The sequence below is a fragment of the Pseudomonas sp. BGA-UO-ETr-WB11 genome (assembly GCF_059567785.1).
Genome location: NZ_JCAQOS010000004.1, coordinates 435242 through 461520, shown reverse-complemented (window position 1 = coordinate 461520; position 26279 = coordinate 435242). Strand labels below are relative to the sequence as shown.

Below are 26279 nucleotides of genomic sequence, written 5' to 3'. Positions count from 1 at the left end.
CAAACGCCAACTTTTCCGCCGTGGTAACCAAGGTCGACTTTTTCAACAGAATCGGCCAGAAGCCGCCACTCAAAGCCGTAGGCCTCAGGTTGCGTTAAGGTGCCGCTTTGTGTGTGTGTGGAGCACCACACCATCTACATAGAATTCTGTATAGACCCGGGCGTGAAAAGCATGTGGCTTGATAAGTATCAGGCCCGCAGAACTGAATTCGAATTGAGTCACTTCCAGCAGGCCTAGGGCTGCCAGAGCTTCTCTAGCTTATACAGCAATGCTTGTATTTAGCGCCCTTGCCACAGGGACAGGGATCGTTCCTGCCGACTTTTGGACCTGTGTAAGCCGGTGGCTCCTGTGCAGGCTCTGCGGCTCCAAATTGGAACTGTAAATGGGGGTATTTACGGGACATGGCAGCTGCCTCCTTGTTCAGGAGTACACGATTGATCCCGTCGCACCCCGATAGCAAGTGATGGTACTGAGGGGTGGCGCGGATTGTTTCCGCACATTGGAAAATGTAATGGCGTGCTGATTCCAACTCTCGAAGGTCCTCAGAGTGTGTCGCCACCAAATTGGCATACGCGTACAGGGCCCTAATCCGAAGATGAGGGGTATTGATGCACTGCTCATAAAGCCGCTGAGCATCGGCGAAACTGCGATTCGCTACTTTCTTATCCGCTATCAGCTCCGCCAACGCCATCATGGCCTCAGGATGGCGTTGGTCCGCGGCCGCGGTTAGCCAGTGAAGGGCAGTTGAGTGATCCCCGACAAATGCGTCCCCCTGTCGATGCAGCGCGTACAAGTGATATTGAGCTTGCGGGAATCCAGACTCTGCGGCTTTAAGTGAGCACTCGAGGGCTTTCTTTAGGTCCGTCGGTCCGCCCAGTCCCTGCTCGTGCATTCTGCCCAATTGAGCCAGTGCCCGCGGCTGCGATTGCACTGCGGCGTCCTGATAGAGCTCTCTTGCGCGCTCATAGTCGCGCTCAAGGCGCTCAGTGCCACTGAAGAAAAAGTCGCCCATCAAGGCTTGGGCATCCGCATGACCTGCCAGGCATGCCAACCAGACCTGGTGTTCACCGCGTACGCGCTCGTCGCGACGACTTCTTGTCCCGTCAGGATTGTCCTTGAGTCGAAACAGGTACCCGCCATATTCATATTGAGCACCGGGATGATCGCTCTCGGCGGCACATTTGAACCAGTGCATGGCCTGATCGATGGCCTCGCGAGACTTCTCGCCATAGCCGTCATCAACGCGAATCCACCCACAGGCAGACTTCTCTCGATCGGCTTTCTCTTTGAAGTAGACCCCTAGCGTATATCGAGCCGCCGCATCCTCTTCGAATATGGCTCTGTGGCTGAGATCTCGCTGGATGTGCAGGGTGGGTTCGATGACCTCATATTCTGGTGTGGTCGAGCTGCCTGTTTTCAGCCAGTAGAGATGCTCCAAAAGCTCACGAGCGAGATGCAGCCCCTTTGTCACCATCGTAGGAAAATCGAGGGTGCCCGGTGCATATTCCTCCGGGTGTGCAGCCTTGTTTCCACTGTCGCGCAAGGTGTCCAGAGCTGAGAGTATCTTCCTGGATGAGCCTTGCGCGGTGCGCACCTTTTCGATCTTGATGGCAATATTGGACTGATACCCTGCCGACGGCTCTATCTCATCGCAGAACACAGACGCAAAGCTGCGCAAGTGGGTGAGGGCGTACCCCGGAGTGATAAAAGCCAGGTCTTTAGCCTGCCCGTAAAGCCCGGCCAGTTCGGGGCTAACGCTCTGTGTAAACTCGATGTCGTTCATAGGCAGCCAGAAGGCGAGAGTGTTGCGAGAGTGGAATAGACGTTTGGCGACAAGATACCGGGACTCAACCGGTCAGTCACAGGCTTTGAGAAGGGGCCCGGTGCTGGCGCTGGTTAGGGCTTCATGCGGTGGGAGCAGTTGCGTGCGTGGATAATTGCACAGACTTGACCACCCATTTGCACTCAACCTGACCAGTTATTCGCAGCGAATCTGACAGGCATGCTTCATGGCCCTGGCTGGTAGGGAACGGCCAGAAGCGGTCGTCGAGGGTCTAGAAAATCAGGGGCGATTCAGACTACTGGAATGATGGCACTTAGCCGTGGTATGACGGCTTCTACCTCATAAGTGCGGAGATCAAGGATGTCGAATCTGGCTAACGGAATGGTATACGTAGACGACTTCGAAAAGTGGTTGAGCGAGCGAGGTCGTTGGCTGCAGGCAGCAGCAAAGAAACTCATCGAACAGAAGCGGCCGCCGAATGCGGAGGAGCTTGCCGAGCTAGTGCGCCTCTGCAAGCTAGAGGCTGCCAAGCAGCTGGATCCCGGATTCGCGAGCGTAACTCCAGGATCATTCTCTGCAGCGACCGTAAGGCCGATCGTTAGAGTTGAAGAGGTTAGCCAAGTCTTTGGCGTTAATGCGATCAAGCCGGGCGCGTCTATTCAGTTCGGAGCGGGCAGCTTGACCGTGATTTACGGCCAAAATGGCTCGGGGAAGAGTGGTTATGCCCGGCTGCTCAAGCAACTATGTGGATCGCGTTCAAAGGATGAAATTCGCCCAAACGTCTTCAGCGATGAGGAGCACGCATGTAGTGCGCAATGCCGAATCACTGTCGATGGTATCCCCCGAGATATTAACTGGCAGCCTAATATCGAACCGCATCCGCAACTCAAACAGGCGCAGGTATTTGACTCAAAGGCTGCGTCTCAATATATGGGGAAAACAGAGTCGAGCTACGAGCCCAGCAGCATGCGGTTCATCACTCTACTCATTCAGATTTCGGACAAAATTTCTGCGGAACTGACATCTGAGAAGGCAAAGCTTGTCAGCTCACTGCCACAGTTTCCTGTGGATCTGGCAAATACTGCGGAAAAAAGCTGGCTGGCTTCTTTGAAGGCTTCGGTATCCGCGGAGAAAATCGAAGCTTATTGCCAATTCCCTAGAGAGCTGGACGAAGAGCGCATCAAGGCTGAAGGCTTGCTGGCGGAAAAGGATATTGCGGGCAGACTTGTTGCCATTGGAAAAGACAAGGTTGCAACCGAAAGCATCAAGCAGGCGATGCGCACTCTGAAAGAAGGCCTACCGGACGAGAAAGCTGCTGCGCTATTCAAGTCGAAGAATGATGCAGAGGTAGCCAGGAGAGCAGCCAATGACGTCGCGCAAAAGGCCTTCGCCAATGCGCCTCTTCAGGGTGTCGGTGAGGCTGCCTGGATGCTGATGTGGGAGCAGGCGCGCAACTATTCAGTTGCTAATGCTTACCCTGGCCACGAGTTCCCAGTGACCTCGGATGGCGCGCACTGCGTACTATGCCAACAGGCGCTTACGGCAGATGCCGCATCACAGCTCAAGAGTTTCGAATCATTCGTCACTGCTGGCCTCGAGACTGCGGCAAAAACTGCAGAAAGCGCGAATGCAGCCCTTGTAGCGAAGATAGTTCAGTTGCCGTCCATTGAAGATTGGATCGCGAGGCTGGCTCAGCTGCAGTTCGACGAACCGGTTGCTCGTAGCTGGTATGAGGCGCTGAAAAGCAGGCGTGCTCAGTTTGTTGAATGCGCTGCTGCAGCCGACCTATTGAAATTCGACTGGGAAGCTATTGATAACGCCTTGGAAAAGCGTGCTGCCGACCTGCTTGCAGAGGAAGTCAGCCTCACCCAGCTGCAGCAAGATGGGAGGCGGCAAGAGCTCGAAACTCGGGTTAAGCAGCTTAAGGCGTTACAGTGGTTATCCGAGAACAAGCCAGCCATCCTTGCGGAGCGTCAGCGGCTGGCCTCAGTGGAACTGCTGGATAAAGCTGCAAGGTTGACCGCAACCAATGCTCTGACGACTAAACGTAATGAGCTTGCAAAGACTGAACTTGATGCTGGCTACCAGGCTCGCTTTGTTGCGGAATTGAAAGCACTTGGTGGTAGTCGGTTGCCGGTGGCCCCGCAAAGCAAGGCTCAAGGAAAGGGGGTCATCACCTTTGGACTCACTCTTGTCGGGGCTAGGGGGAATCACTCGCCAGAGGTCGTACTTAGCGAGGGTGAATCGCGAATCGTCGCATTAGCCGCATTTCTGGCAGATACAACCGGCTCTAACCAGCTAGCTCCTTTCATCTTCGATGACCCGATTTCTTCGCTGGATCAGGACTTCGAAGAACGGGTTGTGGCCAGGCTTGTTGAGCTGGCGAAGACTAGGCAGGTCATCATCTTCACGCACCGCCTGTCCTTGATCGCTCTGGTCGAATCTGCGCTCAAAAAACATGCGGAGAACCCAGACAACCAAAAGATAAACCACACAGTGCTATCGCTTCGGCGGCTGAATAAGGTTGCGGGAATTTTGGCGCAGCACAACTTGCGGGATGCCAGGCCCGATAAGGCTATCAATGTAATTCGGGATCAGGTTATTCCGCAGCTAAACAAGCTTCAGGCTCAGGCCGATGCGGATGGATATGACCTTGCCGTAAAGAGTGCCTGCAGTGATTTCCGGATTATCCTTGAACGAACGGTTGAGTTCATCCTCCTGCACGATGTCGTTGCTCGATTCAGAAGGGATGTCATGACCAAAGGGAAGTTGAGAGGAGTCGCAAAGGTTACGGCTGTCGACTGCGACTACCTGGACCGGCTGATGACCACTTACTCAGTATATGAGCACTCGCAGGCAGATGAACTGCCTCAAGTTCCAGTCGAGCTCGACGTTTTCGAGCAAGACGTGTTGGAGCTTGTAGCGTGGATGGATGAGTTTAAGGGCCGTGTTATTTAGGGTATTTGCCGATAGGTGAGCTGTGCCTTTAGTGGCGGCCACCTGCTGTACGGCAAGGTCAAGTTCTAAACATTATGTGATCGGGTCGAATGTCCCGTTCTGGCCGACGGCGGATGCTGGTGACTGGCGCTATCGGCCAGGAGCTGACCGTGTGCTAGTAAATAAATCTGTCCCCTTTCCACGCGTTTGAGCCTCCGGCAGTTCCTTGCACCGCTCGCCTGGTGGATGTACTGGGACGTATGAGCGAGGCAGAGCTAGCAATGCTGCCGAGCGTGCTCGTTCAGCAGGAGCGAGAACGCCGACAGCGCATGCCGAATTCAACCTCATAAATTTCGGGGGCGGAGGCCGGTTCAGGCTGTCAGCATTGCGGTGGCTGTGGTTCGTTTTGCTCGCGTTTTTCTCCTGCCAGCCGCTTTGAAAGGAAATGCACATGTAAGCTCTTGCTGCGCTTCTGTAGCTTCAGAAAGCTTCGAGAGAACGCTGACCTTTGGCGTCACGTTCGTGTGACACAATCGGGCTACGACTTGTCTTCGAATATTTCGTCATCTTTTCGCCCTTTGCTGGCCTCCTCCTTACTAGCCATCTGTCTGAGCATCTTGCCCATGTCGGTGGCAATCATCTGATGGCTCATGTTTGCGTTCAGGCGGACCATTTCGTTCACGCTGAGCATGTCGATCCGACCGTTCGGCAGGTGTCGCACGTCCAGCAAGCCGTCTAGGCCATTGGGGTGCAGCTGTCCTGTTTCGATCTGCTCAACGTTGAGATAGATGCGTTCTTCGAACTCACCTCGAGTCATCGGTTGCTGCATGGTCGTCAGTTTTGGAAACATGGTTAGTGCGCCTTATTCAGCTTTGCTTGGATACTTCCATTGACTCTCAGTATCCATTGCATGCGCCAGCCTGGAGGTAGTGTCAGCGCTTCGCGTTGGATGGCAAGCACCGAGATCTCGTGAGGGCGGCTCGCCCCAGGCGTTCGGACGGTGCTCCCATCTCTCCAGTGATATCTGACTGTTGCAGAGGCGGGGGCGTGCAGGAGCTCATGGAACTGCGGGTTGGCGATAGAAGGTGTGAGAGATCCGAAGTGCGCCAGTCCCGACTTCACACGACTGCAAACCGCGACTTGATCGCGTGGGACCGGTCGCGGCAGCTCGGTCGGCCTGAAGGTACCCAGCTCTACTGGATAAGGATCCCTCTGCCCGGGCGATAGCAGATGCGACGTAAGGTCTACCCTGACTATCTGTCGTCTGTGTTCGAGGTAGCCTTGGACGTCCAAGAACACTAAGTCAGCAGCCGAAGGGAGGAAGCGGGTGAAATCTCCTGAGGCAATGGCTTCGATCAGGCTAGCGATGAGCTGCCGTCCATCTGGCGGTTCGATGAGGGATTCTGGGTTGTGAATGCGCAGCACAGCTTCAATCTTGACCAACTGCTCGATCGACGCAGGTCCGAAGAGCGCGATATTGAGTGCAAACCGAAGCCTCGCAGCCCAACGATCCGGGATGATATTTGCATTCGCTTTGAATCTTGCTGCGGCCAAGGACTCCAGTTGCTGGACCTCATCGAAGGAGTGTTGTCCGCACAACTCTCTGAGAACCGATACGACCCTAATCCGAGCTGCCTCGTCCAAAACCCCAAAGCTCTGCAGTTCCCTCCAAGCCGCAGCCAGGCTTGAATGGACATGGGCAGCATGCAAGGTGTCTTCCGGCTGGACGATTGGGCTCTCACTTCTCAGTGCCTTGGCTCGAAGAGTCTTAACTGCGTCGGTGGCTGAAGCAATGCCTTTGGAGCTGGCGCGGTTAGCAATCCGTAGAAGCGTTACATATCTGCTTGCGTGTGCGCACCCCTGCGTTACTTCGCTAATGTCGATGAAGCGAAGGACACGCTCCCATAGAGTTGCTGCGTTCTCACGCGAAAGGACGTCCAAGACTGCCGCTGCAATATCAGCGCGGTTGCCGCTCTCCATTGAGAAGGCGAGGGGGGCTACTTTCTCCATCCATGTGTCATCGCTTCGCAGGAGCCAGAGCACCATTGCTGCGGCTGAGTCTCGTCGCTCCCAGCTCGGATGATCAAGTGCCCAAAGTAGGAGTTCCAAGAGGGCGTCTGACGCCGTTGCAGACGTTTTAGCACCGATGTAAGCGAATGCGTCCGAAGGCGCAGCCCCCACCATCTCGCGGACATGGTCGGTAGCCACTGAAAGCAGCTGTGTCCGCTGGGTGGCGTCGAGGTTCGGGCCGACAAGTTCCATGAGCTGGTAGGCTACCGACCAACTCTGGGCGTGCTGTTCACGTAGGGCTAATGGCCCGTAGAGGCGTGCTAGTTCATCTGCAGAGCGGACGTTATCTTGGATGAGGAGGTCCGCCATCCTGGCGGGGTGACCCTTTGACCAAATCGACCAGCCACCGTCTTGCACCGCCCTCAGAGCTGACATTGCATGCTCGACTGCCGCCGACGTGTTCCGGCGCTTCAGGTGCTTGCGTGCCTCTTCCATAGACTGCTCAGCCGCTCGCACCGAAACTCTCGTGCCAAAGGTGCCTCGCATCACCACGCGGTCCTCCAGGCTCTCCTCTTCTGTTGGGCTTGCGGTGGCTTCCGTCTTGGGCTCAGCGGCCGCTTGGGCCTTTGCTGGACTTGGCCCCATTGGTATTCCGGACCTGCGGCTCAATGTTTCGAGGTCATCCGGTTCGAAGGCATCGCGATAGCGCTCGAACAACGCCGAGAAGCTATCACGTGTGGTATCTGGCAACGCCTCGTTCAAGCAGCTAAGAAGCATCCACGCTCGTTCGTCGTTCATCGCTTGCGCGATGCTGCTGATTCGTTTTACGGCCCATTCCAAGTCGACGGAGCTAGGTGCAATTTCCTGAATAAGCTTTGCGTAGGCCCGACCCCAGTCCCTGAGATATCGCTCGTCTCCATGCTGGTAAACCTCTAAAAGCGCCCAGCGGACCCGCCAGTTTGCGGCGGTGCCAATATGCTCAAGCAGACTCACTAGGGATGCTTGCTCCTCCAAAGCTCCCCCCGGGAAACGCATGCCCACGAGCGGTGCGACGCGGTCTAGGCCACCGTGCGACGCCTGTGCGCACATCTCGTCAATGCTGCCGCAGGCCTGGTGCTGGAAGTAGCGAGCGGCGTCCGAGTACATGCCGCGTCGGCTCAGTTCGCCTATGAAGGTTGCCTTTTCCGAACGGACATACCGCTGGAACGTCATCTCCCCACTAGCGTGCTCTAGGTATGCAGCAATTTGCGCAAGCGCCGCGGGGGCGATCTCCGCAGTGGCCGGAAGTACCTCAAGCGTCTTAGACATGACGGCTAACTGGTCCTCTTTGTACCAACTGGGGCCCATCGAAACTGCGAGGACAGTTTGGTACGTTTGAAGGGCTTCTTCTTCCGACTCCATCCGGGCAAGTAGTGGCACTATGGACAAGAGCTCGGGAACAAGCTCATGCCTGTTCTCCACGTTGTCCCGGACGTAGTTCCTCCAACGGATCAACAAGTCGAACACCCTATCGGCGACATCTTCGGATACTTCGGTGTTGACGAGCCTCGGCACAACAGCTTGCATCACGTGTCGGAAGCCTTCGTTGTAAAGGCCGAGCTGCCCGTCGAAGGAGTCCTCAAGGATGGCAAGAAGGTCGGTAAGCGCTTCTGGCATGCAGTCGAGGTAAAGATTCGCCAAGTAGCCGTAGAGAAGCGGCACGATGTTCTCGGGGATAAAGTACGCCCCCTGCCAAGAAATGCGTGAAGCGAGGTCAAGCTGCAGACAAGGGAGCAGGTCCTCTTTCAGATACGTGCGCGCATCTGAAAGTGCCGTGTCATCGCTGGATGCACTGGCATGACGTGCCTTTGCGTCCACCCAGGCAACCGATGCGGCGAGCGTTTCAAGGTTGTCCTCCCAGTCGTAGGCCAGCAGAGCTTCTGGGGCGGGTTGGTATTCGTCTCGCCCCAGAAAGTACGCCGCTCTCAGCCGGTCGTAAGCTTCAAAAAATGCAGAGCTATCGGCGAGGGAGCGATGCTGTGTGAACAAGTGGAGGGCGCCTGCCTCCCATTCCAACCCGCTAGCGTAGGTCTCGACCAAGCTCGGGCTCGCGCCTGTCTCGATCAACAGGTCGACAAAGTCAAACTGCCTCTCTTCCGTATCTAGGGATGCATCGAGCTTGCTGCTAATGTCCTCAAGCAGCATTCCGACCTTGTCTCTTGGGAGTCGAACCTTGTAGCTCTGCGCATGGTTGTAGGCATGGCCAAGTATTGAAAGGAGCGAAAGCACCTGGAACTTGTTGGGTACGCCAGGAGACAGGGGAATCTGAGCGATAGGCTTGTAGGCATGGACTATGCACAAACTCGTGCCAAGCATGTTGCCGACCAGGTCTCTGAGGATGCGCTGAGCATTCTGCGGCGAAATTCTGTTCCTCGAGGCGGTCACGAGCCCCACCACATACTCAAGAAAATCTGCAGTGGGAGGTTCGGCTCCAGCCTGGTCGGCTAGAACCCAGCCCTGCAGTCTTATAGCTGCCGCGTTCAGAAACTCGCCGATCTTTACACCATTGCGTGTGAGGGTTGGCTGCAGGAGGTTATCGACCTTCTGAAGAACCTCAATTGCTTCTTTGGGGTGACCAGCTTCGATGAGCAGCCTGACGATGGAGAATGCCGAGCTGTGCTCCACGATGAGGTGCCCATGGCGGAGGATGTGGCGCAGCGCCTGGTCAGTCTTCCCGAGCGCGATGAGCGCCTCTGCAGCGAGGCTTGCCGACTGCGCAAAAAGCGTGTCGTATCGGAATTTGAGTCGCTGTGAAAGAAGCAGCAAACGAACAATCTCGGTCGCGGTTGCCAGGCGAGTGGCAGCCTCAAGCGAGTCCTCAATGTCGCCAAGTAGGACGTCTGGCTCAGCTCCAAGCAGAACGGATTGGTCTACCCATTGTTGCTGACAGTCGTTTATTGCGGCCAGCTGTCTTGTCTTGTCGGCAAGAAGGCCGTGGAAAACTCTGTTGAGTTCTCCGTAATTCCCGCTATCGGGAAGCTGGCAGTAGTCGGCGAGTCGACCTTGCACCCAAACGCTTTGGGCTGAAGTCTTGTGAACCACAAAGTCAGAGAACGAAGAGTGGTAGACCTCGGTGGTGTCTGGTGCAGTCAGCAGATGCCGGATGCGTGTAATGGTCGGAACGAAGGCAGCCGACTCAGGGGGGGTTAGCATGACCAGCAGGTCAGAGGTCGGGATCCCCCAACGCAGCCGTGCAATGATCCCAAGCAGATTGACAGCATCTGCATCCGTCAGAAGCTGTGCCCAAATGGTCTCGTAGTAGTCCTCGATTGCTCCGCTGAACGGCGGCAGCGATTCAAGGTCTTCCTCACCGGCCCCACCATTGACTATGTCGACGAGATAGCGGAGGTACAGAGGGTGGCCCTTCGCCCTCTCACAAAGGGCGGCGACCAGCGCCGGTGATACCTTGTCCTGGTCTAGCGTCGAAGTGCAGAGGCTGTACTGGATGCTGTCATCTAAGACAGGCAGGGTCAGGCGCTGCACGGGTTGGAAAATGGGAGCGAGCTTGCCTGCGATGGCATCCAGTCCAGCTCCCACAATCACGACTCGCAGTCCTTGCGGAATGGTTGTCGGTAAGAGCCCGATGAAGCGCTGCAGAGCGTCACCGCCGATGGTTGCAGCCTCATTCACGCCATCTATGAACAACACTCCAACCTTGCCGTCGTTTGCGCAGTGTTGAGCCAACGATTGGAGTGTCTGGTGCGTAGTCTGGACGAGCTGCGCATAGGTCGCTTGCGACAGCCGAGCCGGTCGGCCAGTGGCCAGTACCGACAGCAGCGATGTCAACCAATCAACGAATACCTCCGGTTGGGCCTGGAGGGCTGCTGTCGAGCCTCGACTGCGCTCGGAGAAGGCGTAGACACCCAGGACTTCGATGTCATTGGAGTCCGGCCTGAAGCTCTTGCAGTAAGTCGACTTGCCGATGCCATGGGAACCGTCCAGAAACAGGTACCTGCCACCTGTCTTGGAGAGGCTTGATTCAAATGTCTCGTCGAATGTGGGGCGCTCGGCAAATGGGGACGTGTCGTCCTCGGATGCACCTTCATTTGGGATGAGGTTGTTGTCGGAAAGGAAGCCGCGCAGAGCGGCCATGCTCACGGCTCCAAGAGAGTTGTCGACGCTGACGCGTAGCAAGCCTTGGCAGCCATCTGCAGTCATGAGCGCGGCACCGGACATGCCGCGGTAGTCCGACAGGGCTGTCTCTGCGCTTACCGACAGGTCGAGATCGATGCCATTGGCTAGCTCGCTCAATGCCTGCTGTACCGTTCCATCAAGAACTTGGCCTATCTGCAGCTTGGCAACAGGGTATCCGAAGGCGTTCCATCGTGTGCCTGGTCGAGGAGCGGAGACCGCAAGTGGCAGAGGTGCGGTGTCAGGAGATGCTGGAAGCCGTAGCACGCAAACGTCGAGGTTCGCGTCAAAGACTTCCAGTTTTGCCTTGTGCTTGACGGCAGACGGGCCGGCACCAAAGCTGACCTCAACTTCCGTTCCTAGGGTGACCGCCTCGCCGAGACAATGGTAGGCCGACAAAATTTGGTCGACCGAAATGAGCCAGCCTGTGCCTGCTTCGCTAGTGCCTATGACTTGGCAGGTTGCCTGCTTCACTTCACCTTCAGTCATTGTTCGTCTCCCTAGACATGGATCCAGCCGTCTTGAACGACTTCCACGTTGAACTTGGCGCCAGACCTTGACGCGTGTGCCCGAAGGCGAGTCGATGCAGGGGTCTCGTAGTTGAAGTAAAGCGTTCGCTCAAACGTCGCAGGCCTGTCGACGATTTCGGCGAGCACTTCAAAGTCTGGGTGGTTGTGCGCCGACCCATTCGACGAGACCAGGAAAACAGGAGCGTCGATGAGCGACAGGAGATCCACGCTTGTGTTGTGAATGCTGCCGTGATGGGACACCTTGATGGCGTCGAACATCTGTAGAGCATCGCTCTTGTGTATCCGTTTGAGCTCTGCAGCAACGTCCTGGGCCCAAGCATCGCCGAGGAAGAGCAGTCGCTTGCCTTCCGCCACGATGACGGCGGCGATGGAGCTGCCATTGGTAGGTGATACGTCAGGGACGTACAGTTCAGCGAGCCTTTTGGACCCTCCGGCCGAGATGGTCTTGACCGTCGCCGGCATTGGTTCGCGAGTGGACGCGCATAGCATCTCGTAGGCGTCTTCCAGCAGAGCATCGACCGCTGCTCCGCCTCTGTAGGAGAGCTTTCGCATCTGCGCAAGCCACCAAGAGCGCAATTCCTGCAGCCTGGTCACCGGCGGCCCGATCAACTGGATCTGAATGCCGTTTGGCAATGTATGCGTCGGCCGTCCGCTGGTCATGCACGTGGTGCCATCACCAGAGTTCCAGAGGTAGCCTTGTTCCTTGAGAAGCTTTGCTAGCGAGCTTCCTTGCTTAGCGCTGATGGGGTTGACCACCGGCCCCGGGGGCGGCGGCAGGAGAAATCCTCGCCTCTGTACCGCCTCCAAAAGCTGGCAGTCTGACAAGGTGTCGGGGGCGCCGGGCGTTGAGGGTAGCGATCTGAGGCTGTTGTGCCAGACCTCTGTGACCTCAATGATGCTTCGAGCTCCTTGAGGGCCGTTCGAGGAGAGAAACTCGAGAAGCCCGCCGATGTGATCTTTGTCAATGTGTGTGCAGATGAGCAGATCTAGCGCGTCACCGGCGCTGGCCACCTGTCGAAGGTCGTCCAGAATGTAGTCGTTGAAGGTGCTCGCGTAGCCTGCGTCTATAAGGATGTGTGTACTTGAGGCTTGGACGAGAAAGGCATCGCCGTTCTTTGCAGCGTACATCTTCAGTTTTGGCATGCGCTGTTTTGTCCTTAGTGGAAGTCGCACGCTAGTCCTGACCTGCTGTGCGTTCTCAGCCGAGCTAACCATAGCGCTCGAGTATTTGCATCAACACGGCATTCGTACGCCTGAAGTTCTCGCGCCGGTCTCGAAGCTAGTGGGCCCACTTTGCGTCATAGAGGTGATTGCTGCGCATGGGAAAAGGGGACCGATTTATTTATTGGCTGATTGTCCGCTTCTGGCCGGTTGTCGCCATTGTTGCTCATCCTCCAGGTATCAGTCGCGAGTTCGTCAACCACGCCGTAACGCACCCTGGATACCTACCCACATCGGGTATTTGTCGCTACAGTGCTGGCGGCCGCAGTCTGTGGCAACAATCACCGGCCTAAGGGCCTGCATCCGTCCCGAAAAGTTAGTTCTCGGTTGATCTGATCAAACAGGTGCGGCCCGTGTCCATAGCTGTTTTTGGCTCTGTCTGCCCTTCACTGGAGAGCTACTCGTCGTAACGACGCACTAATCACCAACTCGTAGTAACAAAGAAAACGCATGGAAGCCATCGCCGACAAAATTCGCCATTACCGCAAAACGTTTCGCCCTCCAGTCTTTTACGCACTCGGCTCGTTGGCCCTATGGCTGTCTCTTGGGCTAGCAACGCTCATTCTGGGGCTGTTGTTCTTGGACCTGTACCTGCGTATCGCCCAAAACACATACCTGTTGGGCACGTCTGATCAGGCATGGCTGATGGTGTACGAAGTGCCCATGTTGTTCGGCCTGATGCAGGTCTATTTTCAAGGCGTCGAGCGCCGATTTCGCATGCTTTATCCAACCCTCAGGCGTGTCCACTTCAGGACACCGCATGACACCTTGGCGAAAGAAAAGCACGCCTATCTCCGTGCTACCTTCGCTCACGAGGGTGATCTACGCACATTGGCCAAGCACCTCATTGAGGAGTGGGAGTGGCGGCGTGAGCTTAAGGTCAGGGCCCAGGAGCCTTTGCTACACCTCGCCGCAGGTTTCTTCAAGCTACCGTCACCTGGTAACTTCGCAGCGTATCTGACAGGCCTTATGGCGGTCTTGGCCGGCATCGTCATCACTACGCTTTCCAGAGAGGCACTCTTTGCCGATCTGGAGCAATTTCTAGTGGATGCTTGGGATTTGATCGTTCAAATGTGGCTCGCTATCGTGCTGCCATTCGCCGTTTGCGTGCTACCTGGCGCTGTGATCCTCGTTGGGATCAAGCAGATTGGTGAGACGCTCCTTGAGCGGGTGAACGACCAGTTCCTCAGCCACACGGCGTTCTACCGCTTCATCTCGGAACTGCTGGAGTTGCATGATAGGGACGAGCGCCTACTGTTGCGCAAGACAAGAGCATGGGCATATTGGACGGTCCGGCTGACCATGGCGCCGCTCAAGGACGTTCCACTAGTATGGCGGCGTATCAGACGGGCCAAGGCCTTGGCACGACGTAACGCCAGATCTCGGCATTCTGTCTTGCAACGATGAGGCTACATAGGGGCTTGGCTCTCCTCCCGCAGGTGCTCTAGTGTTTAGGTACTGGCCTGGATGGCCGCTCTCAGAAGGGACTCTACATGCACTACTTCAACTACCTACTCATCGCCATCACCTCGGCCTTGTGCGCCAGTTACTCCGTACTGTGGCTGACCAAGCCTTGGTCTTTTGAAAACACCACAATTCCTCCGCTTATCATCAATGAACAGCAGGGGGAAATTGCGGTGTGGGGCGGATGGAAGACGGTTGAGGGCTATCAAAGTCCAGGCACTAATGCGGTAGAAATTCGCTGCAGTCGTAAGCTAGATACCTGTAATGAGGCCTTCGCTACGATCCTGCACCACACGACCGGTGAAGACTTAGAGGCTCAAGTCTTCAGTTATCAGATCACTCACTGGGACGAAGCCCGTATTGAAGCTGTCGCCGCGCACTTTACGGGACTTTGCTTGGAGCGGCGTATCGTGATCCACCTACAGGATAAAACCGCAGTTTTGAGCTGGTCCCCCCCGGCTGGGTGCGAGGCTGATAAAGGTCGGGCGGTTCTGGTAGGTGACCCACTGTAAAACTACCGCAACCAAAGAGCGTGCCCATGAATTTCTGCAAAGCTCGAATGTTCCGATTTTGCTTGGCTGCTTTAGCAGCGTTAGCACTTTTCCCACAGATGGCTATGGCTGCGAATACTCCTTGCTCAGGCAGTAAAGGGGGAATCTCTGGCTGTGATGGTGATTTATTCCTATGCAATGACGGGTCTATTAGTGGTTCAAAGAGAAGCTGCTTGGCTTACATGGGCAAGGGCGCAACTCCATCGGATGCACGTCCGCAGCAGATCCTCGACGACAGAAACGGTTGCCTATGTGGTAGCAGCACCTTCTGCACCGGCCCACGCGATGGTGTGTACTGCGTGACACCTGCCGGGAAGAAGAGCTATAGCAGGCAGTGATGTTTATTCCGCATACGGCCAAAGCAGACCATGGACATGCTGCGGTCCCGTCAGTAATTGGCCGAAAGCGGGCACCTCACTCAAGCCTATCGTTCAGATCAACCAACGGCTGGGACGGGGCACTTTACGCATTGGACGAGTGCCGGCGAAGCCTGCTTGGACGATGTGTCGGGAGATGATGAGCCAGAGATAGACCTACTGCTTTGAACTCGGTTGTCAGTTCTGATGCTCTTGCTAGGTGCATCGCTTCGACAGCAAATTTGTCGGATAGAACCCCAGTTAGCAGCGTGCCTGCGCCACCACCGATGACGTTGGCGAAGAAGTACAAGGCGGCCATAGCAAGTCCTCTCTGTGAAGCACCCACAACATCCGGAATGGTTGGGTAAACCGTTACGAAGTTTATGAAATAGAGCGATCAGCCGGTTCAGAAGAGGCTGTTGCTCCTGCCGTATCTCACCTGCCGCTATCAAGTGGACAACACAGCTGTTCGGGGCTGTTGATGTCGTCGACGTGAACTACGGAAGCTGAAATCATGAACCAGAATCTCACGGCCGCAGGAGAACCACGATGAGGAAAAAAGGGGAAGCGACGAGGGCGCGCATTCGCCTGGTACACAAGCAGCGTGTGGATGCCGATATGGCGGCGCACCTGTGCATCACCATGTTCTATGCGAAAGAAATGGGGATGGAGTTGGGGTGGAGCGTGGAACAACGCTACATGCAGATACTCAAGACGAAAATGATGATCGCGGGAGGACACTCAAAGATGTATGTCGCCGATGATCCGAGCGGGATTCCAATCGGCATGATCATTGTGACCAAGACGAGCAAGCCGAAAATTCGGCGTATGGAGGCAATTACTGTTTTCTCGCCGCACCGCAGAATGGGGGTGGCGAGAAGCCTTATGGCGGAGGGCCGAGCAGGCGGAGAGCTTCACTCATACGCAGCGCCCAGTGCAGTGCAATGGCACTTGGCCAATGGGTTCCGGCAGCTGGGAGAGCAAGACGAAGAGGGAACAATTGAGATGTTCACGGGAAACTATAAGCCCGAGTACAAATTTGATTTCGCGGCGCCCATTCCTACACCACAGCACATGCGTGCGATGAGAGAACTAGGGGCTATGGAAGAGCAACACAGGCCTTGGTAGGCGATGCGCTGGAAGGAGCAAAGGAGACAGGGATTTGAGTTGCCCACACCGGTGCTACTCACGGGCTGCTAACGGCCGAAGCAGCCGTTGGTTTAGCTCCCCGTATTAGGGCAACAAATAGGCTAAACAGTTTCCAGGAAAACCGGGGCGATTCATAGGTTACGGTCGAGCATGATCTAGTCTGCGCACTTGCCGATACTGAGGCTGCCGATGCAGTCATCACGCTAGGCCGCGTGGGCGGCATCAATGGTGTAGCTAACACAAAGGCCACGACATTGGTCGTGGCCTTTGTGTTTACACAGTGTGGTTTAGAAAACCCCGCGCACCTTGAGCGAAGCACCCTGGCCGGTGAGTAGTCGTCCTTGTACTCCGGTTCAAAGAGTGTGAACAGACTCTTAGAACAACCACTGTGCGGCAACTTGACCGCTAAAGCCGCTGCGAGCAGTGGCTTGTTCAGTGTCCAGCTGCAGGCTGAAGGAGCTGCCGCTGGCTTGCTGCAGGGTGAGGCCGACACCGGCAATGTAGCTATCTTCAGCCAGTTTCTGGCCGGTGCTAACAAAGCTGCCACCGCCGCCAATAAAGGCTGCTGTGGTATCGATACCGTCGTTGTCGAATTGATGAACCCAGCGAGCATGAGTCGACGGGTAGAGTGTGGCGCCATGCTCAAGGTCAACGGCCATTTCCAGGCGTGCGCCGAGGTTGCTGGCAGTGCGCTCGGTATGTTCGCCTTTGATTTGCAGGGCTTGTGCGCCGGCGTCTTTCTCGTGGTAGCTGTCAAGTTCTAGACGGTTCCATTCCAGGCCAGCCAGCGGAGTCAAGGTCAGTTGTTGGGTCAGGGCAATCGGATAGCCCGCTTCGACCTTGGCCAGCAATTGCTCGCCGTCAAATTCCCCTTTGGCGATGCCGGCGCCTGTCGTGTTGCGCTTGGTGTCGTACTGCTGCTGGGCATAACCGAGCATGCCATCTAGGTACCACAGGCCAAAGTCACGGCTGGTGTAGGCGGTCAGTTGGTAGGTGTCGATATCGCTGCTGTCGCCATCGAGATAGTCCTGCTGGTTGACATCGGTGCGACCGTAGCTGAAGGCACTCCCTACTACCCAGTCGCTGGCCACCAGGGCGTCCGCGCCAATGGTCATGCCGTTGGTGTCGGCATCAAAGCCGGCGTAGTTGGCATGCAGGTCTTGTTTGTTTTTGCTGCCGAAGGCTTGCACCCAGAGACCGTATTGTCCGCTACCCGCCAGTTCGCCAAGGCCAGCGCCAGCATTGGGGCTGTTATCGGCCAGCATCAGGCTGGTATCAAGTGACTGTTGTGCAAGGGCCGGCCCCAGGCCACGCTGGTTCTGCGTGCGGTGCAGGCGATTTCCGATGCTGTTGTACACGTTGCGGTTGAAATCGTTAACCGCAGTCTCGTTGGCGCTGTTGGTTTGTAACTGCTGTTGCTCTTGGGGGGCAGAGCAGGCTGACAAGACTGAACTGAGCACGAAACAAGACAGCACCATCTGGCTGCCGGCGCCATTATCCGCGGTCAAGGTGAAAACGCTCGTGCCATTGGGCGCCGTGGCGGTGGCTTTGAACAGGTTGAAGTCCTGAAGTCCGGCCTGGCCTACTAAATTCTGACTGAAGTCCAGTGCGGAACTGGAGTTGAAATATATGTTGTTGAAGTCAGCCAAGGTAAAATTGCCATTGCCCGCAGACGCGCCGCTGACCGTGACATTAAGGACCGAGAGATTGGCAAAGCTGGCGTTAAACGCGCCGGCTAGGCTGCCGGTGGCGCTATCACTGGTGGTAAACGAGCCGACAGCAGTTGCTGCGCCTGGCAGGCCGAAGCGGAAGTTGAAGGTGTCGGCGATGGCGCTTTGTCCGCACGCGAGGCTGAAAGCTATCGCTAAGGGTAGGCGAGCGAGTTTGCAGTGTTTCATCTGGCGTCCGGTTTTAGAAATGATCGCAAGATGCTAACCGAGGAGACCGCCTCTGAAACTGAGCAAATCTGAGCGCGGAGCTGGCCGTCATGCCTGAATGCGGGCATCTGCGAAGAAGCAGTAACCAGCATTGCGCAGGGTCTTGATCGGCAGGGGCTGGCCGCTGGCGGCCTCGATGTTGCGGCGCAGTCGGCGCATCTGAGTGTCGAGGCGGCGTTGGTCGTAGTCGAGGAAGTCTTCGCCCAGAGCCTCGACGATGCGCTGTCGGCTGACGCTGGTGCCGGCCTCTTGCATCAGGCAGTGCAGCACCAGCAGATCCTGTTGTGACAGGCGCACCGGCCCGGCGCCGGGCACCAGCAGGCGCCTCGGGCCGAGTTCGAGCAGCCAGGGATGTTCGGTGCGGACCAGGTCTAGGCGGCGCTTGAGGGCATCCAGTACCGCCGCCAGCTCATCCAGGTCGCAGCCTTTACCCAGGTAGTGGTCGGCACCTTCGCCGAGGCCAGCGATCTTGTCGGGCGTGGTATCGCGGGCGGTGAGCACCACGATACCCAGGCTATGACCGGCCTGGCGCAGGCGGCGGATCAGTTGCAAGCCATCGCCGTCGGGCAGGCCCAGATCGATCACCGCCAGATGATGCTGCTGTGGGGCAAACTGCTGTTCGAAGGCAGCGATACTGCCCGTGGTGATGGTACGGTAACCGCACTCGTCAAGGAACTCGCCGAGTTCTTGGGCTAGGATGGGTTCGTCTTCAAGCAGGATCAGATTGGTCATGGTGGGCAAGCTTAACCAATTGCTGAGGAGCCTTCACTGAGCGTTTCTGAGCACTAGCAGCCGGGGCTGAACGGACGTGCTAAGGTGCGCCGCCATGAAAAAGCCCATCCTCATTTTGCTAACGATGCTGTGCTGCGTGTTCATCACCCAAGGGCAGGCGGACGTGCTGAAGCTTGTTGTGCAGGCACAGCCGCTCAGCGGCAAAGGCTATCTGCAACGCCTAGATGATCCGGCCGCTGCGCTGAGCCCACAGCAGGCCGCGCAGGCGTCGGCTTGGTATCCGCTGCCGGCCAGCCTGAGTGCCGGTTACACCGCCGATACCACCTGGCTACAGGTACAGGTAGTGACGCAGGGCGGGGGTGAACAGGATTGGCTGCTGCGCCTGAGTAATGCCCTGCTCGACGATGTGCGTCTGTATCAGCGTGATGCCCTGGGCACCTGGCAGGAGCAGCGCGCCGGTGAGGATCTGCCACGCAGCCAGTGGCCGAGTGACTACCGCGCGGCGCTGTTCCCTCTGCACTTGCCTGCGGGCGAGCCGCAGCTGCTGTTGCTGCGCTTGCAGACCAAGAATGCCATGTCGGTTAGCCTGGACTTTGCCCCGCGCCAGGCCTTTACCGAGTCGATTCGTCGCGAGTACCTGTTCTACGGCCTGTACTTCGGCATCTATCTGATGCTTATCGGCTTTCACACGGTGTTCTGGCGGATGACCAGCAGCCCGGAAAGTGGCTGGTACCTGGGTTATGTCAGCGGCTGTATGTGGATCGAGGCCCTGACTATCGGTCTGCCGCAGCAACTGCTCAATATTCCGGTGAACTTCAGCGATCCCTTGCTGGGGGTAGCGCTGGCCCTGAGTGTCCCTGTTGGGGTGATTTTTGCCGGGCGACAGCTGGGTCTGCCGCAGGTCTATCCACGGCTACTGCGTGGCCTGGCGCAAGGCTGTTGGCTGGTCGGTGGTGCAGCGGCGTTGATGACCCTGGCCGGGCACTATAGCGATGCCATGCTGCTGGTGCAGGGTTGCATCCTGTTGCTGGTGCCTTTGTTTATCGGCCTGGCGCTATGGCTCCTGGTGCGGGGGCATCGCCCGGCGCGCTTCTACCTGCTGGCTTTCGGCATTTACTACGGCGGGGTGATTGTCAGTTTCCTGCGCAATTTAGGCTACCTGCCGGCCAATATGTGGACCGATAACGCTGCGGCGCTCGGCACTATGATTCATATGGGCCTGATGAGCTTGCGCATCATCACCCACTACAACCTCCTCAAGCGAGACAAGGAACAGGCGCAAGCCGTGGCGGCTGCGCTGACTTTGCAGCAGAAGGCAAGCCTGGAGTCGCTGGTGGTGATCCGCACCCGTGAACTGAGTGCGGAAATCCAGCGCCGGGCGCAACTCGAACAGGAGCTACGCGTTGCACTTGAGCAGGAGCAGCGGATCCGGGCCGAGCAGAACGACTTCGTGGCAATGGTCTCCCATGAGTTCCGCACGCCGCTGGCGATTATCAACACCTCGGCGCAGCAGCTGGCCAAGCACCTCGATGCACCTGTGGAGAAGAGCCAGCGTCGCTGTCAGAACATCCGCGACGCGGGCTCCCGCCTGCTGGCGCTGGTGGACGACTACCTGACACATGACCGCATGGCTGATCGGCACCCGATGTCCCGATTCGGCGCTTGTGACCTGGCAGTACTGCTGGGCGCGCTGGTCACGGAGTTCGCCCCAGGACGCATTGTTTTCGACTATCGCCTGCCTGAGCAGTCCTGGCTCTGCGATGCCGGCCTGCTGCATGTGGCCGTGCGCAATCTGTTGGCCAATGCCGATAGGCATGCGCCTGCCGAGGTCTGCATCTTCTTCGAGGTGATGATGGTGAAGGGTTATATCTACCTGAGCATTCGCCATCCCGGTCCCCTGATCGCCGAGGATGAGCGCCTGCGGCTGTTCCACAAATACTACCGGGGCCGTCAGGCACAACTGAGTGCTGGTGCCGGCCTGGGGCTCTATATGGTGCGGCGGATTAGCCAATTGCATGACGGCGACGTGCAACTGCTGGGGTTCGGTGGGCAGGAGGATGTCTGCTTCCGTATGCAATTGCAGCTGCACCGAGCGCATCCTGCTCTGGCGGTTAGCATTTCATGTGCTCCTTTGGTCGAGAACTAGCGGGCCAATTTAGGGTTTTGGCCTTCGTAGGTTGTTGCTGGGCGCAAACCGCTTCGCCAGGCGATCCAGCGGATTAATCGGGTGGATTTGCCGGGACAGGGGAGTGTCAGGCATCCGCTGATGGGACACTGGTGGCGAGCTCTGCAAGGTGTTTTCAGCGAGTGGTCAACTATGTTCTGGCTCTGATTATCCTGAGTCAGATCGCGGTACGTATGCCAAAGAGTGGTCGTATCGCGCGGTTGTTCCTGCATATCCATGATCGTCGGGATTACTACGCAAAACGTTGATGGCAGGTGCTGGGGATTTTTCAAGCCAGGGGTGTGGAGCAGTGGCTGATGACGCGAAACCTCTGATAACTGCAAACGGCCCGGCTGCACCTATCGGTCAGTTCGAACACGGCAGTGACGGGCGGTTAATCTCCCCTGAAAGCCTGACAGGCACCGGTGTTGATTGGAGCAACAAGGGCCTGCTGGCCAGAGAGGGGGCGACAGGCTGCTTTGGGGTATGAATTCAAACCGGTCGCGACCTGCTGCAACCGGACATAAGGCGATCGGTTGAATCCACAACCAGAAGACGCCCCTCAGATGTGTTGACCTGAAACAGAGCGATTCAGATCACCCTATGTCTGGTAGCGAAAATATCAAAAATCAATGATTAATCATTCATGGTATTTATCGGCAAGCCGCAAAGCTATACCCACTCGTTGATTGTGGATATTGTAAATATGTATAACTTTCCGAAAAAAAATTTAATAGTGAGTTTTATGGCGAACAAAAAAAAATCCGCGAGCTCACTGGAGGTCCATGCGTTAGGTTATTTCTCATTAAGTTTGGCGCCGCTTACAGAAAAAATTCAGGCCATAAACATCAAGATGCATCAGTATTCTGATGCTGAACTGTTGCCTCGATTGGAAAGCAGCGATTTATTGCTATGCACTCTGGACTGGCTGGAGACGCTTACAGAGGTGCAGCAAACATTCGTGTTGAACAAAGTTAACGACTGTAAAGACTGGATCGTTATCACGGACGATCAAAACAGCCTCAATCAGCAGTTCTACTGGCTTGGGCGTGGTGTCCGCCAGTTCATCCACCGCAGCAGTTCGATTGAGCAACTGATCGAAACGTTTAGTCGCAATAAAGCACAAGTAACTGCCGCGCCTCGCGTGCTGCTTCTTTCGGATGCACCGCATGCAAATCAGCTGAGTGAGGCACTGCGTGGTGAGGAGCTAGAAGTTATTTTGAGTGGTGAAGCTGACCATTCGCTAAAAATATTGGAGCAGACAAAGCCTGACATATTAGTTGTCGAACTGGAAGATGCTTTCGAGCAGGTATTTAATATTATTCAGATTGCAAGACAATGGCCAGCGACAAAGAGCCTTCCAGTACTTGCACTGCTCAGTGAAAATTGTGCACATCAACTTCGCCAAGCCAATGTACTTAATGCGATTGACTGGATCCCCATGCCTCTCGCAGCCGATCTAATCGCAGGAATTGTTAAACAGCGTATTAATTCGATGCAGATTAGAGAGCAAAGCATTCTAGCACTGGTACAAGAAAGAGATAGATCTAGAGACCGGTTGAAATCTTTTCGCAGCGCAATTGATCAACACGCAATCGTAAGTGTGGCCGACGTTCAAGGGAAAATTCTTCATGTAAACCAGCTCTTCTGCAAAATCAGTGGTTATAGCCGCAGCGAATTGATTGGTAATAATCATCGAATTTTAAAGTCGGATGTACACCCGCCTGAGTTCTATAAAAAATTATGGACGAGCATTCGAAATGGTGAACCTTGGCGCGGTGAAGTGTGTAATCGCCGAAAAGACGGGGATTTGTATTGGGTTGATGCCAGTATTGTGCCGTTTCTAGATGAGCGGGGTAACCCTCATCAGTACATTTCAATACGTACCGATATAACCCAACACAAAGCCAGTGAAAGAGCTTTACGCATCAGCCATAAGCGCCTTCAGTTAAGCCAAATTGCCGGTCGAGTGGGAACTTGGGAGTTTGACTTTGATACGCGCACGGTACAACTCTCGGAGTCGATTGCAGGCTTACTTGGCTACGCAGAACCGCTTTCCAATGCCAGTTATGAATTTTTTCTGACTCTTATACATCCCAATGATTTACCACTAGTACCAAGCAGCACTGAGGGCTTGCTCTCGCTGGGCACAAGTTTTGAAGTCGAGCATCGGGTGATTTGGCCAGACGGGACGTCACACTGGCTCTTACAGCGAGGACTATCGGAGTGCGACGCCAGTGGGCGAGTTGTTCGCATACTCGGAATTACTCAGGATATTCACTCGCGGAAAATTTCCGAGCAAAAACTGGAGGAAAGTGAAGAGCGCTTTCGTAGCGCGTTCGATACCTCTGGAATTGGTATGGCTTTGATAGGTCTTGATGGCCACTGGTTGCGTGTCAACCACGCCTTATGCGAGACACTCGGATTTAGTAACGAAGAGCTACTAGGGCTCAACTTCCAGGCGATGACTCACCCTGATGATTTGGCGAATGATATAAATTTAATTAACCAATTTCTTCGCAATGAGTTTAGCAGTCAGCAGTTCGAGAAACGCTATATATCAAAAGATGGCCGCACAATTATCGCATCGCTGAACGTATCCCTGGTACGTAATATCGACCTGCAACCATTACACTTCGTCTGCCAAATCCAAGACATCACGCAGCGCAAAACTACGGAGCAGCGACTAACACTTTTCGGTAAAATTTTCGAATCTAGTGAGCAGTGCATCAGTGTTGCAGACGAACAAGGCCACCTGATTTATCAAAATACCGCTCAGCGCAATGAGCTTGGCTATACCGATACCGATTGCATTGGTAAAGCGTTTAACATGCTGATGGCAGACGATGATGCAAAATACTCAACCATGCTCTGGCAAAACATTGCTCAAGGTAAAAACTGGCAAGGCTATCTACCATTAAGGCGCAAGAATGGCACGGAGTTTATTTCCAGTAGCTTCGTCGGGCTAGTAAAAAATGAGCACAGCCAAGCGCAATATCTCTTCAATATTTTTACCGACTTCAGTACAGAGATAGCCCGTCGTAGTGAGCTTGATCGAGCCAGGGCGGCTGCTGATTTGGCCAATCAAGCTAAATCTGACTTTATCTCAAGCATGAGCCATGAGTTGCGCACACCAATGAATGCCATTCTGGGCTTCGCCCAAATACTTGAGTGCGACGATGGTCTGGATGCAGATCAACTCGATAATGTGAAGGAGATCCTCAAGGGAGGGCAGCACCTGCTAGAGCTGATCAATGAAATTCTTGATTTGGCCACAATTGAATCTGGCAGACTTAGCCTATCTATAGAGCCCGTGTCCTTAGAGGGGATTCTCGCGGAGTGCTGGAAATTAGTTCAACCCTTGGCACAGACTCGACACCTGTCGAGTATTTTTTCCGTGCCAGACAATGCCATTGTTCAAGCTGACCGTATGCGCTTGAAGCAGGTGCTGCTCAACCTACTATCTAATGCAGTTAAATATAACCAAGATGGTGGGCGTATAAGCGTAACGGTTAATTGTCACGAAATTGGTAAATGGCGTATTGAAGTTACTGATAACGGAATGGGGATACCTAGCGCACGCATTGATGAGCTTTTCCAGCCTTTTAGTCGACTTGATGCGAAATACAGTGATATTGAAGGAACCGGCATTGGCTTAACTATCGCTCGACGGCTAGCAGGATTAATGGGCGGTAGCATTGGTGTCAGAAGCACAGAAGGTCAAGGCAGTACTTTCTGGCTTGATTTATCGGCCATTAAAGTAAACGCACCTACCATCGAAGCGCCGACAGAAAAAATCATACACACCGGCAATCTTGCTGCACAGTGTGTACTGTGCGTAGATGACAACCCAATAAATCTAAAGCTGATCAATAACTATCTAGAAAAAAACTCTAACATTAAATTGATCACTGCTAGTTCGGCAGAACTCGGGTTGGAAAGCGCTATGGCCCAGCATCCCGATGTGATCCTGCTTGATATAAATATGCCGGGCATGGATGGTTATCAATTACTGAATATTCTTAAAGCCGACCCGCGAACTTGCAAAGTTCCAATTATTGCCGTTACGGCTAATGCGATGCCGGCAGACCTTGAGCGAGCGCAGCGGGCAGGATTCAATGACTACATCACTAAGCCTATAGATTTTCACCGGCTTTTTGTAATCTTAGATAACTACCTTAACCCGACAGCCAAGGAGTTTTAATGGTACATCCACATTTTTCGCAGGCGCGTATTTTGGTCGTGGATGACGAGCCTGCCAATCTCAAGTTATTGAAGAAAATACTAGCTCAACAGGGCTACGCCACCCCAGTACTAATCCAGGATTCACGACAAGTTATTTCCAGCTACCTAGAGATGCGCCCAGATCTAATTTTACTGGATCTCAACATGCCGCATCTCGACGGCTATCAAGTGCTCGAACAACTAAAGATGCTTAATGACCCGTTACTGCCGCCAGTAGTCATTCTTACGGCGCAGAATGGTAAAGATGAGATGTTACAGGCCCTTGCCGCAGGTGCGCGCGACTTCGTGAGTAAACCATTCTCCCGCGCAGAGCTATTGATGCGCGTCCGCAACTTGCTTGATGCACAAATAGCCCTTCGACTTCTATATGATAATCACGCAATGCTTGAGCAGTTAGTTCAAGAGCGTACGCAGAAGCTTAATGAGGCGCATATTCAGGCAGTACAATGTTTGGGGCGCGCAGCCGAATATCGTGACAATGAAACTGGGCTGCATATTGTGCGAATGAGCCAATACAGCGCCTTAATAGCTAAGTATTTAGGCTGGCCTCACAGCCAGTGCGATCTTCTACTCTATGCTAGCCCTATGCACGACATTGGCAAGATCGGTATCCCCGACTCCATTTTATTAAAGCCTGGAAAGTTGAATTCCGATGAGTGGGCTATTATGCAAGCGCACCCAAGCATTGGCGGTAAAATTCTTGAGCATGGAGATTCGCCACTAATTTGCATGGCGCGAACTATTGCCCTGACCCACCATGAAAAGTGGGATGGCAGTGGCTATCCGCAGTCACTAGCTGGGGAGGACATACCCATCGAGGGGCGTATTGTAGCGGTAGCGGATGTATTTGATGCGCTCACTTCTAGCCGTCCCTACAAGGCAGCATGGAAATTCGATGATGCTGTACAGTTAATCAGAGAGAGTGCAGGCACTCATTTTGATCCGGTAGTAGTTAGTATTTTTTTAGGGCACCTAGATGAAATTCTAGACATTCACGTTAAGAACTCCTAGTTATATCTTAAAATAAATA

15 protein-coding genes are annotated in these 26279 nt (G+C 55.0%); 9 read left to right on the top strand and 6 right to left on the bottom strand.

Features of this window, described 5'->3' with window-relative positions:
- Positions 1–253: 253 nt before the first annotated feature.
- A complete protein-coding gene (locus AC56DI_RS05240) occupies positions 254–1783 on the bottom strand; it encodes a tetratricopeptide repeat protein (RefSeq protein WP_496345232.1) in 1530 nt (509 codons plus the stop codon).
- Between the two features lie 360 nt (positions 1784–2143).
- Between AC56DI_RS05240 and AC56DI_RS05235 the strand changes: the two genes are divergently transcribed.
- A complete protein-coding gene (locus tag AC56DI_RS05235; RefSeq protein ID WP_496345231.1) occupies positions 2144–4741 on the top strand; it encodes an AAA family ATPase in 2598 nt (865 codons plus the stop codon).
- Between the two features lie 517 nt (positions 4742–5258).
- Here AC56DI_RS05235 and avs1c read toward each other — a convergent pair.
- Genes avs1c through avs1a form a run of 3 tightly spaced genes read right to left on the bottom strand, consistent with a single transcriptional unit; the run spans position 5259 to position 12573 of the window.
- Positions 5259–5570, bottom strand: coding sequence for an AVAST type 1 anti-phage system protein Avs1c (avs1c, locus tag AC56DI_RS05230; protein WP_496345230.1), 312 nt, complete (start codon positions 5568–5570; stop codon positions 5259–5261).
- A gap of 2 nt (positions 5571–5572) precedes the next feature.
- Positions 5573–11389, bottom strand: coding sequence for an AVAST type 1 anti-phage system protease Avs1b (gene avs1b, locus AC56DI_RS05225; protein WP_496345229.1), 5817 nt, complete (start codon positions 11387–11389; stop codon positions 5573–5575).
- Between the two features lie 11 nt (positions 11390–11400).
- Positions 11401–12573, bottom strand: coding sequence for an AVAST type 1 anti-phage system MBL fold metallo-hydrolase Avs1a (gene avs1a / locus AC56DI_RS05220; RefSeq protein WP_496345228.1), 1173 nt, complete (start codon positions 12571–12573; stop codon positions 11401–11403).
- Positions 12574–13101: 528 nt separating this feature from the next.
- On the opposite strand from avs1a, the gene AC56DI_RS05215 reads away from it, so the two are divergent.
- The 5 genes from AC56DI_RS05215 to AC56DI_RS05195 all read left to right on the top strand — a co-directional run bounded on the left by AC56DI_RS05215 (position 13102) and on the right by AC56DI_RS05195 (position 16150).
- The gene (locus AC56DI_RS05215) at positions 13102–14058 is read left to right on the top strand and encodes a hypothetical protein (protein WP_496345227.1); all 957 of its coding nucleotides are present in this window, start codon (positions 13102–13104) and stop codon (positions 14056–14058) included.
- 86 nt (positions 14059–14144) lie between these two features.
- The gene (locus AC56DI_RS05210; protein WP_496345226.1) at positions 14145–14627 is read left to right on the top strand and encodes a hypothetical protein; all 483 of its coding nucleotides are present in this window, start codon (positions 14145–14147) and stop codon (positions 14625–14627) included.
- A 47-nt stretch (positions 14628–14674) separates the two neighbouring features.
- On the top strand, positions 14675–15004 hold the full coding sequence (locus AC56DI_RS05205; protein WP_496345266.1) for a YdcA family protein: 330 nt from the start codon (positions 14675–14677) through the stop codon (positions 15002–15004).
- Positions 14973–15197 carry a DUF4113 domain-containing protein gene (locus AC56DI_RS05200; protein WP_496345265.1) on the top strand — a complete coding sequence of 75 codons (225 nt, stop codon included), beginning with the start codon at positions 14973–14975 and terminating at the stop codon, positions 15195–15197. Before AC56DI_RS05205 ends, AC56DI_RS05200 begins: the two co-directional genes overlap by 32 nt.
- 374 nt (positions 15198–15571) lie before the next feature.
- Positions 15572–16150 carry a hypothetical protein gene (locus tag AC56DI_RS05195; protein ID WP_496345225.1) on the top strand — a complete coding sequence of 193 codons (579 nt, stop codon included), beginning with the start codon at positions 15572–15574 and terminating at the stop codon, positions 16148–16150.
- Between the two features lie 395 nt (positions 16151–16545).
- Here AC56DI_RS05195 and AC56DI_RS05190 read toward each other — a convergent pair whose 3' ends face one another.
- Positions 16546–18069, bottom strand: coding sequence for an autotransporter outer membrane beta-barrel domain-containing protein (locus AC56DI_RS05190; protein ID WP_496345224.1), 1524 nt, complete (start codon positions 18067–18069; stop codon positions 16546–16548).
- Positions 18070–18156: 87 nt separating this feature from the next.
- The gene (locus AC56DI_RS05185) at positions 18157–18840 is read right to left on the bottom strand and encodes a response regulator transcription factor (protein WP_496345223.1); all 684 of its coding nucleotides are present in this window, start codon (positions 18838–18840) and stop codon (positions 18157–18159) included.
- 94 nt (positions 18841–18934) lie between these two features.
- Here AC56DI_RS05185 and AC56DI_RS05180 point away from each other — a divergent pair, with 94 nt between their 5' ends.
- The 3 genes from AC56DI_RS05180 (at position 18935) to AC56DI_RS05170 (ending at position 26260) form a co-directional block, all read left to right on the top strand.
- Positions 18935–20986, top strand: a complete 2052-nt coding sequence (locus AC56DI_RS05180) for a sensor histidine kinase (protein WP_496345222.1) — start codon at positions 18935–18937, stop codon at positions 20984–20986.
- A 664-nt stretch (positions 20987–21650) separates the two neighbouring features.
- The gene (locus AC56DI_RS05175) at positions 21651–25208 is read left to right on the top strand and encodes a PAS domain S-box protein (protein ID WP_496345221.1); all 3558 of its coding nucleotides are present in this window, start codon (positions 21651–21653) and stop codon (positions 25206–25208) included.
- Entirely contained in the window at positions 25208–26260 is a 1053-nt protein-coding gene (locus tag AC56DI_RS05170; protein ID WP_496345220.1) for an HD domain-containing phosphohydrolase, read from the top strand. The genes AC56DI_RS05175 and AC56DI_RS05170 overlap by 1 nt, the downstream gene beginning before the upstream one ends.
- Positions 26261–26279: the final 19 nt, after the last annotated feature.